Origin of the sequence: Staphylococcus sp. HMSC063A07 (assembly GCF_001836955.1) — a bacterium.
Lineage (GTDB): Bacteria > Bacillota > Bacilli > Staphylococcales > Staphylococcaceae > Staphylococcus > Staphylococcus lugdunensis.
The window spans coordinates 40,271-56,901 of sequence record NZ_KV830914.1; the positions used below are offsets into that span (position 1 = coordinate 40,271).

Here is a 16,631-nt window from a genome sequence, read left to right on the forward strand (position 1 = left end):
GCTTTTTTCAATCCTAGTCAACCTTGCCGGTACGGGACTACGAATTCATAATGTATTCTGTCCCGCTCTCCCTATGCATGCATTTATCTTTTTACCATAATTTTTCTAATAAGTTCGTTTGTTCACGGTCTGGACCTACTGAAAAGATTGAAATATGAACGCCGCATAATTCTGAAATACGTTCTAAATAGCGACGTGCATTATCAGGCAACGCTTCTAATGAACGACAACCTGTAATATCTTCTGTCCAACCAGGTAATTCTTCAAAGATTGGTTTACAACGTTTTAATTGATCAAGGTTAGCTGGATACTCTGTAATTTCTTCTCCATCTAACTCATAAGCTGTACAAATTTTTACCGTATCTAAACCTGTTAGTACATCAATAGAGTTAATAGATAAGTCTGTAATACCACTAACACGACGTGAGTGACGTAGCACGACTGAATCAAACCAACCCACGCGACGTGGACGTCCTGTCGTCGTACCATATTCACGACCAACCTCTCTAATATGGTGCCCATCTTCATCAAATAGTTCAGTTGGGAAAGGACCATCGCCTACGCGAGATGTGTATGCTTTACACACACCAATTACTTTAGAAACGAAGGTTGGACCTACACCTGTACCAACAGTGACATTGCCGGCTACAGGATTGCTTGATGTGACGAAAGGATATGTACCATGATCAATATCTAACATAACACCTTGAGCACCTTCAAATAAGACTTTTTCTTCGGCAACAAATGCATCATCTAAGATTTTCGCTGTGTCCGTTACAAAGTCTTTTAAACGTTGACCAGCTGCATAATATTCTTCAAAAATGTCATCAAAAGTTGGGCAAGATTCATTGAACATACCTTTGAAATATGCGTCTTTATATTCAATATTTTCTTTTAAACGTCTTTCAAATGTCTCTTTTTCTAATAAATCTGCCATGCGGATACCGATACGTTGTACTTTATCTACATACGCAGGACCAATACCTTTCTTCGTTGTACCTATTTTGTTATCTCCTCGACGACGTTCTTCAAATTCATCTTGAGCAATATGATATGGCAAAATAACTTGTGCGCGGTTTGAAATACGTAAGTTACTTGTTGATACACCACGTTCATTTAAGCCGTCTAACTCTTTTAACAGAGCTACAGGATCGACAACAACACCATTTCCAATTACAGCAAGTTTATCTTTATAAAAAATACCAGATGGTACTAAATGTAATTTATAGGTTTCTCCACCAAACTGAATGGTATGTCCAGCATTATTACCGCCAGAAAAACGTGCAATAACATCTGCCTGTTCCGCTAAGAAATCCGTGATTTTACCTTTACCTTCGTCTCCCCATTGTGTCCCAACTACTACGATTGATGACATAAGAGCACCTCCAAGTTTTCTCGATTAACCACTAGATATTCTATCAATAACAATCTGATATTGCAAATAAAAATCGAACATTAATTTTATGGTGTTTTTCACATTATTATTTTAGAATTTTGATGTCTATCCACTTCAAAAACACTTTAATATCAAGGTTTAAAGATGTTTTTACAAATTTCTAAGATACATACTTAGCTGTTAAAAAGTATGTTAAAACAAAATAAAAACCGTACATTTAAAATTAATCAAAATTAAACGTACGGAAATAAAAATATTCTTTTCTTACATTTCAGCATGTGCATAATCAATATCGGTAAATTTATTATATTGCTTCATAAAGTGAAGTTTGACGGTACCGGTTGGGCCGTTACGTTGCTTAGCTATAATAATTTCGATTTCACCATTATCATCATTTGTTTGTGGTTCGAAATTGCCACCATCTTCATCTTCTTCACCATCGCCACGATTATAATAATCATCACGATATAAAAATGCAACAATATCAGCATCTTGTTCTATAGAACCTGATTCACGAATGTCACTCATCATTGGTCGTTTATCTTGTCGTTGTTCAACACCACGAGATAGCTGACTTAACGCAATAACAGGACATTCTAATTCTCTAGCGATTGCTTTTAGTGTTCGAGAAATTTCTGAAACCTCTTGCTGACGATTATCAGATAAACGTGAACCACTTCCTTGTATTAATTGCAAGTAGTCAATCATAATCATATCTAAACCATGTTCTTGCTTTAAGCGACGACATTTAGAACGGATATCTGTAATACGAATACCTGGTGTGTCATCGATAAATATTTTCGTACGTGATAATTTACCTACCGCAATGGTAAAGCGATTCCAATCTTCTTCAGTCATCGTCCCTGTTCTTAAACGGTTAGAATCTACGTTGCCTGAGCTACATATCATACGCGTAGCAAGTTGGTCTGCCCCCATCTCTAAAGAAAAGATACCTACTGTATAATTATCCTCGTGAACCGCTACTTTTTGAGCAATATTAAGTGCGAAGGCAGTCTTACCTACTGATGGTCTAGCTGCAATAATAATCAAATCATTACGATTAAAGCCAGCTGTCATTTGGTCTAAGTCACGATAGCCTGTTGGTATCCCAGGCGTTTGACCGCTATTTTGGTCAAGTTCTTCTGCTGTTTCATAAACTTGACCTAAAATATCTCTAATATCTTTAAATCCTTCACTATCGCGTGTTGATGATAATTCTAAGATACGTCTTTCTGCATCACTTAAAATAGCATCTAACTCTAATTCATCATTATATCCGTCATTAGCAATACTATCTGCCGTTTGAATGAGCTTCCGCTTTAAAGCATGCTTCGCCACAATGTCAGTATAGTATTGAATGTTACGTGTCGTGGGTACGTTATTAGAAAGCTCAGCTAAATATTGCGGACCACCCGCTTCACTTAATGTACCATCATTTGTAAGTTGATCCATAAGTGTAACGACATCAATTTCTTTAGTATCTTCATTTAAATGCATCATTGCACGGAAGATATGTTGATGGGCGCCTCTATAAAATGACTCAGGAAGCAATACCTCCTGAGTCGAACTTAACAATTCTGGATCAATAATAATCGCACCTAAGACAGATTGTTCAGCTTCATTATTATGGGGCATTTGATTTTGCTCATATGATCTATCCATTATTGATTACACCTCTTAATCAAAAAGTTAAACCTCTTTGATATCAATCTTATCTTAATTAACAGCGTCTTATTGTTCTACTACATGTACACGAATTGTACCATCAACTTCTTTGTCTAATTTCACTGGTACATTCGTATAACCTAAAGCATGAATACCTTGTGGTAAATCCATTTTACGTTTATCTAATTTAATATCATGCTGTTTTTTTAAACCTTCAGCAATTTGTTTTGTGCTTACAGAACCAAATAATTTGCCACCTTCACCTGTTTTAGCACTGATTTCAACTTCAATATCAGCTAATTTGGCTTTTAGCGCTTTGGCTTCATCAATTTCTTGTTGTCTATCTGCTGCTGCACGTTTATTTTGTTGTTCTAATTGTTTTAAATTGCCAGGAGTTGCTTCTACGGCATATTTATTTTTTAGTAAAAAGTTATTCGCATATCCTACTGGTACGTCTTTAACTTCTCCTTTTTTGCCTTTACCTTTAACATCTTGTGTAAAAATTACTTTCATGCATCTTCACTCCTACTGATTTGTTCTGTAATTGCTTGTTGTAATTGTTCGATTGCTTCATCAATTGTTACATCTTTAATTTGCGTTGCTGCATTGGTAAGATGGCCACCGCCACCTAAGGCTTCCATAGTTAATTGTACATTAATTGAGCCTAACGAACGAGCAGAAATACCAATTAAATTATCTTCTCTTTTTGCGACAACATATGACGCTTCAATACCTTCTAAACTTAACAGCTCATCTGCTGCTTGTGCAACAGTCACGGGATGGTAAATTTTATCATCTGAACCATGTGCAATAGCAATGCCATTATCTTGCACTTCTACAGTTTGAATCAGTTCAGAACGATTAATATACGTATCGACATCATCTTTTAAGAAATGCTGAGTCAATATCGTATCAGCACCATGTGCACGTAAGTAACTTGCAGCATCAAAAGTTCTAGAACCTGTTCTTAATGTAAAATTACGCGTATCAACGATGATTCCTGCATACATAACTGTTGATTCTAAGCGTGTTAAGCGCTGTTCTGTCGGTTGATACTCTAATAATTCTGTAACAAGTTCAGCTGTTGAACTTGCATAAGGTTCCATGTAAATTAATAACGGGTTTGAAATAAAGCTTTCACCTCGTCTATGGTGGTCAATAACGACTTTACGATTAGCTTTATTTAAAATATTTTCGTCTAATACCATTTCTGGTTTGTGTGTATCGACAATGACGACTGTCGTTTTAGAAGTCATCATATCCCAAGCTTCATCCGATGTAACAAAGCGCTCTTTTAGTTCTGGCTTTTTATCAATTTCATTCATCACACGGCGTAAAGTTGGGTCAATATCCTCTTCATTTAACACAACATAGGCTTCTAAGTTATTCATTAGTGCAAAGCGAGAAACACCAATTGCAGCTCCGATAGCATCTAAATCTGGACGCTTATGTCCCATAATAATTACTTTGTCGCCTTCTGTTAAAATATCTTTCAAAGCATGAGATATAACACGTGCTCTCACACGCGTACGTTTTTCCATTGGGTCAGTCTTACCGCCATAGAAACGTACATTACCATTCATACTTTTAATCGCAACTTGGTCTCCGCCTCGACCTAAAGCAAGATCAAGACCTGATTGTGATAATTCACCCAAATCTATAAGATTTTCTGTGCCTTCTCCAACACCAATGCTTAATGTAAGTTGGGCGCGATAACCAACACTTTTTTCTCGCAACTGACTTAAAATTTCAAAGTTAGACTTCTCAATTTCAGCTAAAATCTTTTGATTAAGATAAGCTACGAATTGATCTGAACTATAGCGTTTAAAATAAATATTATATTCAGAAGCCCAACGACTGATAACACGTGTTACCATTGAGTTGATTTCTGAACGTTGCGTATCGTTCATATTCTGTGTTATTTCATCATAATTATCTAAAAATAACGTTGCTATAATTGGCTTAGAGTCTTCATACAACTTATTTGTATGCACCTCATCGGTAATATCAAAGAAATAAAGACAATGATCATCTTCACTATAGCGCACGTGATAATGATAATTATTATTTTCAATTTCTACTTCTTGAATCTTTTCCAATTGCTTTAAAATATTGGGGAAAACCTCATTAATAGGTTCAGAAATTACGTTTGATTCTAAATGATCTGACATAAACTGATTGATCCATTCAATATGATCATCCGCATCTAAAACGACCATTCCTATTGGCAAACGTTTAATTGCCCTATTACTTCCTGCTGAGATATGGCCACTTAAATCATCCACATAGTTATCCATTTTTATCATTGCTTGTCGAGCTAATACCGCACTGATAACGATAATTACAAAGAGAATCGCTGCCGCTATCCCTGCAACAAGTGGTTTAAAGATAAACCCCAATATAACAAGGGCTATCGCCGTTAGAACCATTAAAATGTACGGAACAAACAAAGCTTTTTTTGTGGATTGTCGGTTCATTTTTCCACCTCTATTCGCTTTTTAGTATCTTTTTTTTATTATCTGTTTTAAGTTAATTCCTAAATCAAGCACCCCTATAAGTGCAACAATATGCGTTACTGGCGAAATAATTGTCCCAATTACCATTAATATTATTGTTACTACGTCTGGCATGCGTTTTGCTTTTCCGAAGAAATGAATCACGCTTAATCCTTGGATGTACATCAATAATGATAACATAATCTGTAAGTTTATAACGATACTTTGGAAGATACTCGGTTGTGTTGCAAACATTACACATATTAAATCAATAACATATAACCACAAGACTGAACGTTTAAACTGCCATGCGAATAATGGTTTGAATATTGGTGTTGCTATTTTAAACTTTCTAAGAATTGGGAATGTGACAAGCAAATTGATTAAAATAAGGATAAATATTGCTATTATCATATAACTTGGAAGCTGAATAGACAATTGTTTAATGATAAAACTTAATGTTTGTTCATATTCTGCTTTCATGCCACTTTGAACATACGCTTGATCCAATAAATCTTCTAGTGGTTTTACTGCTGTTCGAACTAATACTTGTGCCTTGGGAATATGACCAAACACTTGTAATAACATAAAACCAATAATAGTTATTGTGCTGGCGACCGTCGTCGCTATGTAAAGAATCTGTTCTTTAGATGCACGTTCTTTAAGTAATTGTCCGATGACAATACTTGAGATAAGTACTAATATCATGGCACTTAATACGATTGTATTGCCGAATAATACTGCAATAACCAAAGTCACAATTGTAGCCAAACCAAATGATGGTATTGACTTATTCCAGAGAATAATTCCAGGAATGGTTGCAAATAAACATAACAGCCAACCCACTTCTGGTAATATATATGTGACTAAAGCGACTACAATTAATGCAAGCGTACCGATAATAGTAGCTTTAGGTTCTATTTTTGAAAACAACTTCGCCACTCCTATACTAAATTTAACTATAAGCACTATTTTAACCCGTGTAGCATATTAAAACAAATAAAGGACTTATTGGCATAGTAACTTTCATTTAAATGTCTAAATTAGCTTATCTTTAGACATTTTACACAGTCGTATGTCTTACCTCAATATCCATGATTGTCACTTCATTTACGTTTAAATGTTGATACCTTTAAAAAATGATATAAATTAGGTGCCCAATTATTAAAATTAAGCAAAAAGCCATCATGTCCAACATTATCTGGAACAAAGAAATGACGGTGATATTTAAAGCGTGCGCCTAATTGCTGTACCAGGTCATCTGGATATAGTAAATCATCGATAAATCCCATTGTCAGTACTTTAGTATCTAAAGCTTGATATACTTCATCAACATCTGTTCTACCACGGTCAACGTTATGACTGTCTAAGACATCTAACATAGTTAAATAGCAATCCAAATCATAATGTTCTTTAAATTTATCACCTTGGTAACGTTGATAATTGACTACCTCATCAGGAGTAAAGCGTTCATCATAACTTTTAGATGAACGATATGTTAAAAATCCTAATTGTCTTGCAATACTCAAACCTTCTTTACCACCGATATGAATGGCTTGACGAGCAATCTCATTAAATGCACGACTGTATGATGATGTCTTATCAGTGGCTGCTAAAATTACTGCTTTATCAACAACAAATCGCCGATTATATAGTAATTCCATCACTTGCATCCCGCCAAGACTTCCACCAATTAATATGTTAATCTTGTTAAAACCTAATGCTTGAATTCCTAATTCTATTGCTTTGGTAACATCTCTTAAAGTCAATTTCTTAGGAAAATGTTGGTCTGTAAGATGTGAGCTAGAGCCAAATGGACTCCCTATCACATTAAACGTTAGGAATTGATAATCATGAATTGGCATATAACCACCATCGATAATTTCACGCCACCAACCTGGCTGTTCATTGGTTCCATACGTTAAATGATTTCCAGTTAAGGCATGGCAAACCACAACCAAAGGCTGCCCTTGATAACCTACATGCTCATATCGCAGTTTTAAATTTTCTATTTTTTCGCCAGACTCTGTAGTAAATGCTCCAAGTTCCAAAGTATCGACAGTATAATTTATCATGACTATTCCTCCTTTAAATAATATAAAAAACCGCTCCTACTCTAAATGAAGTAAGAAGCGGTCATTGACTTATCATTCGAGTATCTCGTTGGTTTTAGCACCGTGCATTACTGTCGGTTGCTGAAGCGTCACTGGGCCAAATCCCTCAGCTTCTCATAATAAGATATATTTATGTCTATTATTAAGTTAAATTTATTTTATCTAAAAAATATGATAACTGCAATGCCTTACTGCGATTTAGTATAAGTTAAAAGAATAAACGAAGCCCCGCCATTAACACAATGCCTGTCACAACTGTTATGGTCAAACTGCGTGAAATAAAAGCAACAACAATAGTCGGAATCGTAATAATCACGAATGATAAATTAATAGTAAAGCCTAAGCCGTGCGATGGTTGTTTTATCATAGCGTCTACAACTAATGCAGTAAACAGTGTAATAGGAATATAAGACAGCCATTTAACAACCTTCTCAGATAATTGTATGCGTGTAATCATAATAAAAGGCACAATTCGAATTATCAAAGTAACTAAACCACTAAAAAAGATAATAGCAAACATATACCAAGACGTTGTCATCGTTCCATCACCACCCCTAATGTCGAAGCAATGATAGCAGACAATAATATTGCCACATAAGTTGGCATAAACCAGCTAAAGATAAACATCATGACAATAACAGAGATGATTAAAACAATGTATATTTTAAGTTTAGAATTGGTAATAGCATCAAACTGCGCAATAGCTAAGAAGACAAACATTGCTGTAATAGCGTAATCTAGTCCAAAAACTTCAGGATTACTTATAAATTTGCCAAACACGGCACCGCCAATCGACGCAATCGTCCAAAAGACATATGCCGTAATATTTAAGCCATGAAGCCAGCGATCATTAATTTTTTCACCTTTTAAATAAGGTGAAATAGCCACACCAAATGTTTCATCTGTCAATATTGAAGATAGCCCTACCCTATTCCATAACCCATATTGCTTATAATTGGGTGCAAGTGTCATTGATAATAAGAAAAAACGTGAATTGACAATAAGCGTCGTCACGATAATTGCTGTAATCGGTGTACCTGCAATGACTAACGCACAAATAATAAACTGAGCTGCTCCCGCATAAACAATCAGACATAAAAGGATAATTTCTAATAAACTAAAATGTTGTGATGCAGCTACAATGCCAAAAGAAATACCTACACCTGCATAACCTAATAATGTAGGTATACATTCTTTAACACCTTGTTTAAAGGAAAGATGTGTATCCATTTTATGCCTCCTCTTTTTATTTAATAACCAAGATAAGTCTAATATAACACTAGAACTGTATCAATCCTTTTATACTGCCGTTTGTATGACGTTAGACAAACGAATGTCTAAAAATCTTTATATAAGTACCTTTAATTTTAATAAATTTTTCTGATAATTATTTAGACTACTCGCATTCAAATAACTTATCATTAAAAAAACAGGGAAACCATTGAGTTCGTATCTTTCTCAATCTTTCCCTGTATGATGATTTAATCTATGACATATAACGATGCGTCAACAAATAACGCTATTTATTTAACTGGTTTAATTTCTGTTTTACCGCCCATGAATGGCACTAAAGCTTCTGGAATAGTAATTGAACCGTCAGCATTTTGATAGTTTTCAACAATTGCCGCAAACGTACGTCCTACAGCAAGTCCACTACCGTTTAAAGTATGTGCTAATTCTGGCTTAGCAGCATGATCACGTTTGAATCGAATATTTGCACGACGCGCTTGGAAATCTGTACAGTTTGAGCATGAACTAATTTCTTTATAATCATTATAACTTGGTAACCATACTTCTAAGTCATATGTTTTAGCAGCACTGAATCCAATGTCTCCAGTACATAGAATAACACGACGATATGGTAATTTAAGCTCTTCTAAAATCGCTTCCGCATTCGTTGTCATTTCTTCTAGTGCATTCCAAGAATCTTCTGGTTTTTCAAAGCGAACCATTTCAACTTTATCGAATTGATGCAAACGGATTAAACCTCTTGTATCTCTACCAGCAGATCCAGCTTCACTACGGAAACAAGCAGATTGGCCAGTGAATTTTTCAGGTAAGACACCTGGTTGAATAATTTCATCACGATAATAGTTTGTTAATGGTACTTCTGCTGTAGGTATTGTGTATAGACCCTCTTTTTCTACTTTAAATAAATCTTCTTCAAATTTAGGTAATTGTCCAGTACCAAACATTGTATCAGCATTTACTAACTGAGGAACCATCATTTCAGTATAACCATGTTGTGTTGTATGTTTCGTAATCATATAGTTCATCAAAGCACGTTCCAATTGTGCACCGTCTTTTGTTAAATAAACAAAACGCGCACCTGATACTTTTGCAGCACGTTCAAAGTTAGCCATGTTTAATTCTTCAACTAAATCCCAATGTGCTTTTGGCTCAAAGTCGAAGTCACGTGGCGTTCCCCATTTTTTAAGTTCTACGTTTTCTTCATCAGAAGCCCCTTGTGGCACATCATCATGGATTAAATTAGGAATGCGGATTAATGTATCTTTGATCTTGTTATCAATTTCGTTAAGTTTAGTGTCAATTTCTTTAATTTTATCGCCTAGCTCACGCATTTCTTTAATAACATCATCCGCATTTTCTTGATTGCGTTTCTTTTCAGCAATTTGCTCACTTACTTTATTGCGATTCGCTTTCATTTCTTCAGTTTGACCAATTAATTTACGGCGTTGTTCATCTAATTGAAGCACGTCATCAACTACTTTAGGATCATCCCCGCGTAGTTTAATTTTATCCTTAACTTTTTCAGGCTCAGTTCTAAATAATCTAATATCTAACATGTAATATTCATCCTTCCCAAAATTTATATATAGTGCAGCAAAACACAAAAAAGACCACATCCCTAGACAAGGGACGTGGTCTTTACGCGTTGCCACCCTATTTAACAATTCATGCTAAAGCATCAATTGCACTTCACTATTATAACGGTATTACCGATTGCTCACATGAGTAGGTAGATTCATATAAATAGTGATTACTTGTTCACACTTTTACCACAAGCTCTCTGAAATCAACATGTTTATACTACTTATCCTACGAACAATAACTTATTAAGTTAATTTCAATATAGCAAAGTATCTTTCATATTTCAAGTTAAATTCTAAGCCATAACTTGTATAGATAATAATATTTACAAAATTGCCACTTTTTCTTCTACTTGAATTCATTACAAAATCTATTGACGAAATGCGATTACAGGTATAGTATTTTCTATTGTATTTATAGGACTTAGAATATATAGAAAAAATAGACATTTAATCATTATCATACAGTTAAAGTATAGGTTAAAGGAGGATATATAATGGAAACGTTAAATTCAGTTAATATCCCTAAAAGAAAAGATGAAACACATAAAGGTGATTACGGCAAAATATTACTCATTGGTGGAACAGTAAATTTAGGTGGCGCAATTATGCTAGCAGCACGCGCTTGTGTTTTTAGTGGTAGTGGATTGATTACGGTCGCAACGCATCCTACAAACCATTCAGCGTTGCATTCACGTTGCCCAGAAGCCATGGTTATCGATATTAATGACACTAAAATGTTGACTAAAATGATTGAAAATACCGATTGTATCCTGATTGGTCCAGGGCTAGGTTGTGATTTTAAAGGCAACAATGCGATTACATTCCTTTTACAAAATATTCAGCCTCATCAAACCTTGATTGTTGATGGCGATGCAATTACAATTTTTAGCAAGCTTAAACCAGAAATTCCGACATGTCACGTTATATTTACGCCACATCAAAAGGAATGGGAACGTTTAAGTGGTATTCCAATTGAAGAACAAACTTACGAACGTAATCGCGAAGCAGTTGATAAACTTGGTGCAACAGTTGTCTTAAAAAAACATGGTACAGAAATCTATTTCAAAGAAGAAGATTACAAACTTACTATTGGTAGCCCAGCAATGGCTACAGGTGGCATGGGTGATACACTTGCAGGTATGATTACAAGCTTTGTAGGACAATTTGATAACTATAAAGACGCTGTCACAAGTGCCACATATACACATAGCTACATTGGTGAAAAACTCTCTGAAAAAATGTACGTTGTACCACCTTCAACTTTAATCAGTAAGATTCCATATGTCATGAAAGAATTAGAAGTTAAAGCATAAGATTTTAAATTAAAACCACCCGTGTGAACGGGTGGTTTGTTTTGCGGCTATAAACCTTTCATACTGGCCAGCCCTAAAAGGGCACTGACAAGTCAGCCAACTGCACTACTATTCCAGCAACTCTAAAGCGTGACTATGTTTTCTTTTTACACCAATTTATTCTTCATGATCATCTTCAGTTGCATCACTATGATCTATATCTTCGTTCACACGATCCATAAAATCTTGTCTAACATCAATACGATCATCATTTGATGTATTGTCATTATCTTCATGTTCTGCTTCAGGTGCCTCTGTATGAATTGCATCACCTGGTGCACTATTTTCAATGACTTCTTCACTATCGTTAGTTAATTTATTATCATCATCTGTCATTGCTTCACTCTGTTCATCATCTTCTGAATCATTTTGTACTTTAGCAACAGTTGATACAAATTGTTCATTACCTAAACGCATTAATCTTACACCTTGTGCAGCACGACCATTTTGTGAAATATCTTGAACGTCTAATCTAATAATAACGCCACCATTTGTGACAATCATTAAATCTTCTTCTCCAGTAACTGTAGTGATACAAACAACGTTACCATTTCGTTCCGTAATCGTAGCAGTCTTAATACCTTTACCACCACGATTAGACAAGCGATATTCTCCTACTGGCGTACGTTTACCATAACCATTTTCAGTAACGACTAAGACCTCATCTTCACTTTCTGAATGAGCAACATCTAAACCTACTACGGTATCTCCTTCTCTTAAAGTGATACCTTTAACACCGGCAGCTGTACGACCAAGTGGACGTAGCGATGTTTCTGCAAAACGAATAAGTGATGCATGTGCTGTACCAATTAAGATATCTTGTTGACCATCTGTTAAGCGTACCGCAATAAGTTCATCATCTTCTTTAAAGCCAATCGCAATTTTACCGTTTTTATTGATATGTGAAAAGTTACTTAATGCTGAACGCTTCACAATACCATTTTTAGTAGCAAAGATTAAATAGTTACCTTCGCTTTCTAAGTCATTGACGGCAATCATGGTACTGATTGATTCATCATTCGCAAGTTCTATTGCATTAACGACTGGAATACCTTTAGATTGGCGAGATAATTCTGGTACTTCATAGCCTTTAAGTTTGTAGACACGACCCTTATTCGTAAAGAAAAGCACATGATCATGTGTACTTAACGTAACCAATTGGCTAACAAAGTCTTCTTCCAATGTATTCATACCTTGCACACCTCTACCGCCTCTATTTTGAGCACGGTAAGTTGATACTGGTAATCGTTTAATGTAGTTATTATGACTTAACGTAATCACGATTTGTTCTTCAGGAATGAGGTCTTCATCCTCAATATTATCAATGCCACCTAACTGAATTTCCGTACGACGTTCATCACCAAAACGCTCTTTAATTTCAGTCAGTTCATCACGCACTAATTGTAATAAGACCTCTTCATCAGCTAAAATTCGTTCAAGTTCATCGATATATGCCAATAATTCATTATATTCCGCTTCGATTTTATCTCGTTCTAATCCAGTTAAACGGCGCAAACGCATATCTAAAATTGCTTGAGCTTGTCGCTCAGTTAACTTAAAGCGTTCTTGTAAACTAGTCATTGCCACTTTGTCCGTCTCTGACTCGCGGATAGTGCTAATAATTTCATCAATATGATCTAACGCAATACGTAAACCTTCAAGGATGTGGGCACGATCTTTTGCTTTTCTTAAGTTATATTCTGTACGACGACGTACAACAACCTTTTGATGTTCTAAATATTGTACTAATGCTTCTTTTAAGTTAATTAACTTAGGTCGCCCATCAACAAGGGCAATCATATTCGCACCAAATGATGTTTGTAATGGCGTTAACTTGTATAAATTATTTAGAATTACGTTGGCATTAGCATCTTTACGAATATCAATTACAACTCTTACACCGGTGCGTAAGCTTGTTTCATCACGTAAATCAGTAATACCGTCTACTTTTTTATCACGTACCAATTCAGCAATTTTTTCAATCATACGAGCTTTGTTAACTTGATAAGGAATTTCTGTGACGACTATACGCTGACGACCGCCACCACGTTCTTCAATTTCTGCGCGTGCACGCATTTGAATGGAACCTCGACCTGTTTCATATGCACGACGAATACCACTTTTTCCTAAAATTATACCAGAGGTTGGGAAGTCCGGACCTTTAATATCTTCCATTAATTCAGCAATGGTTATGTCTGGGTTCTTACTGAGATTTAACACACCATCAATGACTTCAGTTAAATTATGTGGAGGAATGTTAGTAGCCATACCTACTGCAATACCTGATGCACCGTTAACTAATAAGTTAGGGAAGCGTGCTGGTAAGACTGCCGGCTCTCTTTCAGTACCATCATAATTATCTAAAAAGTCAATCGTGTCTTTATTGATGTCTCGAAGAAGTTCTAGCGTAATTTTAGTCATTTTTGCTTCGGTGTAACGCATTGCTGCAGCGCCATCACCATCCATAGAACCAAAGTTACCTTGACCATCTACGAGCGGATAACGATAGCTAAACGTTTGCGCCATTCTAACCATTGCATCATAAATTGACGAGTCACCATGAGGGTGATATTTCCCCATTACATCACCCACGATACGTGCTGATTTCTTATATGGTTTATCTGGTGTCATACCTTGTTCATTTAAACCGTATAGTATACGTCTGTGTACAGGTTTCAAACCATCTCGAACATCAGGTAAAGCACGTGAAACGATAACACTCATGGCGTAGTCTAAGAATGATTCTCGCATTTCACTGGTTATATTTCGTTCATTAATTCTTGATTGTGGTAAGTCAGCCATCAAGAAATCCTCCTTCAAAAGTTCATTTCATAGTGCTTAGAAATCTAAAGTTGCATATACCGCATTATCTTCAATAAATTGACGACGGTTTTCCACAACGTCACCCATCAACATTTCGAATGTTTTATCCGCTTCAATGGCATCATCTAATCTTACTTGTAACATCATACGATTATCTGGATTCATCGTTGTTTCCCAAAGTTGATCTGCGTTCATTTCTCCTAAACCTTTATATCGAGAAATTTGCCATTTAGGTGTTGGGCTTAACTCTGATTTTAATTTATCTAATTCTTTATCATTAAAGACATAATATTTTTGTTTACCTTGCGTTAACTTAAATAATGGTGGTTGCGCGATATAAACATAACCTGCTTCGATAAGTGGACGCATAAAGCGATAGAAGAATGTTAATAATAACGTTCTAATATGCGCACCATCAACATCAGCATCCGTCATAATAACAATTTTATGATAACGTGCTTTTGAAATATCAAATTCTCCACCAATACCAGTACCAAATGCAGTAATCATTTGGCGAATTTCGTTATTGTTTAGTATGCGATCTAAACGTGACTTTTCAACATTTAAGATTTTACCTCTTAACGGCAAAATTGCTTGTGTTCTAGAGTCACGACCTTCTTTCGTAGACCCCCCGGCAGAGTCACCCTCTACAATAAAGATTTCACTTTCATCAGGATTTTTACTTGAACAGTCTGCTAATTTACCTGGTAAGCTTGAAATTTCTAAATGTGATTTACGGCGTGTTACTTCTCGCGCCTTTTTAGCTGCAACGCGTGCACGTGAAGCCATAATTCCTTTTTCAACAATGATGCGTGCCACATTTGGATTTTCATATAAGAAGCGCTCGAAATACTCAGAAAATAGTTTATCTACCACTTGACGTACTTCTGAGTTTCCTAATTTTGTTTTTGTTTGTCCTTCAAACTGTGGATCACCATGTTTGATTGACACTACGGCCGTTAAACCTTCTCGTGTATCTTCACCTGACAATCTATCTTTGTCTTCTTTAATAATCTTACTTTTTGTACCATAGCTATTTAACACACGTGTTAGTGCACGTTTAAAACCATCTTCATGCGTTCCGCCTTCATACGTGTGTATATTATTCGCATAAGATAATAAATTCGTCGCATAACCACTGTTATATTGAATGGCTATTTCGATTTCAATATCATCTTTCATTTGATGAATATAAATCGGTTCTTCATGAATCGGCTCTTTATTTTCATTCATTAACTCAACATATGATTTAATACCGCCTTCGTAATGATATGTATCTTCTCGTTGTTCTTCATCATCACGTTCATCTTTTAATGTGATAGAAATACCTTTATTTAAGAAGGCTAGCTCACGAATACGCTTTTGCAATGTATCGTAATCATATACTGTTGTTTCGGTAAAAATTTCGCTATCCGCTTTAAAGCGAATCACCGTACCTGTTTTATCTGTTTCCCCAACTTCTTTTAAATCAAATTGAGGGACACCTTTTTTATAAGCTTGATGGTAAATCGTTTCATTTCGATGTACATAGACTTCTAAGTCTTCGGATAACGCATTTACAACTGAAGATCCTACACCATGAAGTCCACCCGAAACTTTATAGCCTCCGCCGCCAAATTTACCGCCGGCATGTAAGACTGTTAAGATAACTTCAACTGCTGGGCGCCCCATTTTTTCTTGAATATCAACTGGAATGCCACGGCCATTATCCGTTACTTTAATCCAATTATCCTTTTCAATAATTACTTCTATTTGATCTGCATATCCTGCTAAAGCTTCATCAATACTATTATCTACAATTTCCCAAACTAAATGATGTAGACCTCTTTCTGAAGTCGAGCCAATATACATACCTGGTCTTTTTCGAACCGCTTCAAGACCTTCTAATACTTGTATCTGTCCAGCACCATAGTTATCTGTGTTGTTTACATCTGACAATGTAGTCACCATCA

Annotated in this window: 12 protein-coding genes and 1 riboswitch; of the genes, 1 reads left to right on the top strand and 11 read right to left on the bottom strand. The window is 35.6% G+C overall.

Going from position 1 to position 16,631, the window contains the following annotated elements; translation table 11 throughout:
• Positions 1 to 91: 91 nt before the first annotated feature.
• The 9 genes from HMPREF2597_RS04365 to serS all read right to left on the bottom strand — a co-directional run bounded on the left by HMPREF2597_RS04365 (position 92) and on the right by serS (position 10,477).
• The gene (locus HMPREF2597_RS04365) at positions 92 to 1,375 is read right to left on the bottom strand and encodes an adenylosuccinate synthase (protein ID WP_002461018.1); all 1,284 of its coding nucleotides are present in this window, start codon (positions 1,373 to 1,375) and stop codon (positions 92 to 94) included.
• A gap of 285 nt (positions 1,376 to 1,660) precedes the next feature.
• Complete coding sequence (dnaB, locus tag HMPREF2597_RS04370) at positions 1,661 to 3,058, bottom strand: replicative DNA helicase (protein WP_002461019.1); 1,398 nt, start codon at positions 3,056 to 3,058, stop codon at positions 1,661 to 1,663.
• A 69-nt stretch (positions 3,059 to 3,127) separates the two neighbouring features.
• Positions 3,128 to 3,574 (bottom strand): 50S ribosomal protein L9, encoded by a 447-nt coding sequence (gene rplI, locus HMPREF2597_RS04375; protein WP_002461020.1) that lies wholly within the window; start codon positions 3,572 to 3,574, stop codon positions 3,128 to 3,130.
• Positions 3,571 to 5,538, bottom strand: coding sequence for a DHH family phosphoesterase (locus HMPREF2597_RS04380; RefSeq protein ID WP_002461021.1), 1,968 nt, complete (start codon positions 5,536 to 5,538; stop codon positions 3,571 to 3,573). Before HMPREF2597_RS04380 ends, rplI begins: the two co-directional genes overlap by 4 nt.
• Positions 5,539 to 5,559: 21 nt before the next feature.
• The gene (locus tag HMPREF2597_RS04385; protein WP_002479195.1) at positions 5,560 to 6,489 is read right to left on the bottom strand and encodes a DUF2232 domain-containing protein; all 930 of its coding nucleotides are present in this window, start codon (positions 6,487 to 6,489) and stop codon (positions 5,560 to 5,562) included.
• Positions 6,490 to 6,662: 173 nt separating this feature from the next.
• Entirely contained in the window at positions 6,663 to 7,631 is a 969-nt protein-coding gene (locus tag HMPREF2597_RS04390; protein WP_002479196.1) for a homoserine O-acetyltransferase MetX, read from the bottom strand.
• Positions 7,632 to 7,697: 66 nt separating this feature from the next.
• Positions 7,698 to 7,796, bottom strand: a riboswitch (SAM riboswitch).
• 82 nt (positions 7,797 to 7,878) lie between these two features.
• Positions 7,879 to 8,208, bottom strand: a complete 330-nt coding sequence (locus tag HMPREF2597_RS04395; RefSeq protein WP_002479197.1) for an AzlD domain-containing protein — start codon at positions 8,206 to 8,208, stop codon at positions 7,879 to 7,881.
• On the bottom strand, positions 8,205 to 8,900 hold the full coding sequence (locus tag HMPREF2597_RS04400) for an AzlC family ABC transporter permease (RefSeq protein ID WP_002461029.1): 696 nt from the start codon (positions 8,898 to 8,900) through the stop codon (positions 8,205 to 8,207). The genes HMPREF2597_RS04395 and HMPREF2597_RS04400 overlap by 4 nt, the downstream gene beginning before the upstream one ends.
• 293 nt (positions 8,901 to 9,193) lie before the next feature.
• Positions 9,194 to 10,477, bottom strand: a complete 1,284-nt coding sequence (gene serS, locus HMPREF2597_RS04405) for a serine--tRNA ligase (protein ID WP_002479198.1) — start codon at positions 10,475 to 10,477, stop codon at positions 9,194 to 9,196.
• A gap of 521 nt (positions 10,478 to 10,998) precedes the next feature.
• Here serS and HMPREF2597_RS04410 point away from each other — a divergent pair.
• Positions 10,999 to 11,817, top strand: coding sequence for an NAD(P)H-hydrate dehydratase (locus tag HMPREF2597_RS04410; RefSeq protein WP_002461032.1), 819 nt, complete (start codon positions 10,999 to 11,001; stop codon positions 11,815 to 11,817).
• 156 nt (positions 11,818 to 11,973) lie between these two features.
• On the opposite strand, the gene gyrA is transcribed toward HMPREF2597_RS04410, so the two are convergent.
• Positions 11,974 to 14,658, bottom strand: a complete 2,685-nt coding sequence (gene gyrA / locus HMPREF2597_RS04415) for a DNA gyrase subunit A (protein ID WP_002479199.1) — start codon at positions 14,656 to 14,658, stop codon at positions 11,974 to 11,976.
• Positions 14,659 to 14,694: 36 nt separating this feature from the next.
• On the bottom strand, positions 14,695 to 16,629 hold the full coding sequence (gene gyrB, locus HMPREF2597_RS04420; protein WP_002461035.1) for a DNA topoisomerase (ATP-hydrolyzing) subunit B: 1,935 nt from the start codon (positions 16,627 to 16,629) through the stop codon (positions 14,695 to 14,697).
• Between the last annotated feature and the right edge of the window lie 2 nt (positions 16,630 to 16,631).

Coding starts and splice junctions, on each gene's coding strand:
- HMPREF2597_RS04365 (WP_002461018.1), bottom strand. CDS start 1,375: ATGTCATCAATCGTAGTAGTTGGGACACAATGGGGAGACGAAGGTAAA.
- dnaB (WP_002461019.1), bottom strand. CDS start 3,058: ATGGATAGATCATATGAGCAAAATCAAATGCCCCATAATAATGAAGCT.
- rplI (WP_002461020.1), bottom strand. CDS start 3,574: ATGAAAGTAATTTTTACACAAGATGTTAAAGGTAAAGGCAAAAAAGGA.
- HMPREF2597_RS04380 (WP_002461021.1), bottom strand. CDS start 5,538: ATGAACCGACAATCCACAAAAAAAGCTTTGTTTGTTCCGTACATTTTA.
- HMPREF2597_RS04390 (WP_002479196.1), bottom strand. CDS start 7,631: ATGATAAATTATACTGTCGATACTTTGGAACTTGGAGCATTTACTACA.
- HMPREF2597_RS04395 (WP_002479197.1), bottom strand. CDS start 8,208: ATGACAACGTCTTGGTATATGTTTGCTATTATCTTTTTTAGTGGTTTA.
- HMPREF2597_RS04400 (WP_002461029.1), bottom strand. CDS start 8,900: ATGGATACACATCTTTCCTTTAAACAAGGTGTTAAAGAATGTATACCT.
- serS (WP_002479198.1), bottom strand. CDS start 10,477: ATGTTAGATATTAGATTATTTAGAACTGAGCCTGAAAAAGTTAAGGAT.
- HMPREF2597_RS04410 (WP_002461032.1), top strand. CDS start 10,999: ATGGAAACGTTAAATTCAGTTAATATCCCTAAAAGAAAAGATGAAACA.
- gyrA (WP_002479199.1), bottom strand. CDS start 14,658: ATGGCTGACTTACCACAATCAAGAATTAATGAACGAAATATAACCAGT.
- gyrB (WP_002461035.1), bottom strand. CDS start 16,629: ATGGTGACTACATTGTCAGATGTAAACAACACAGATAACTATGGTGCT.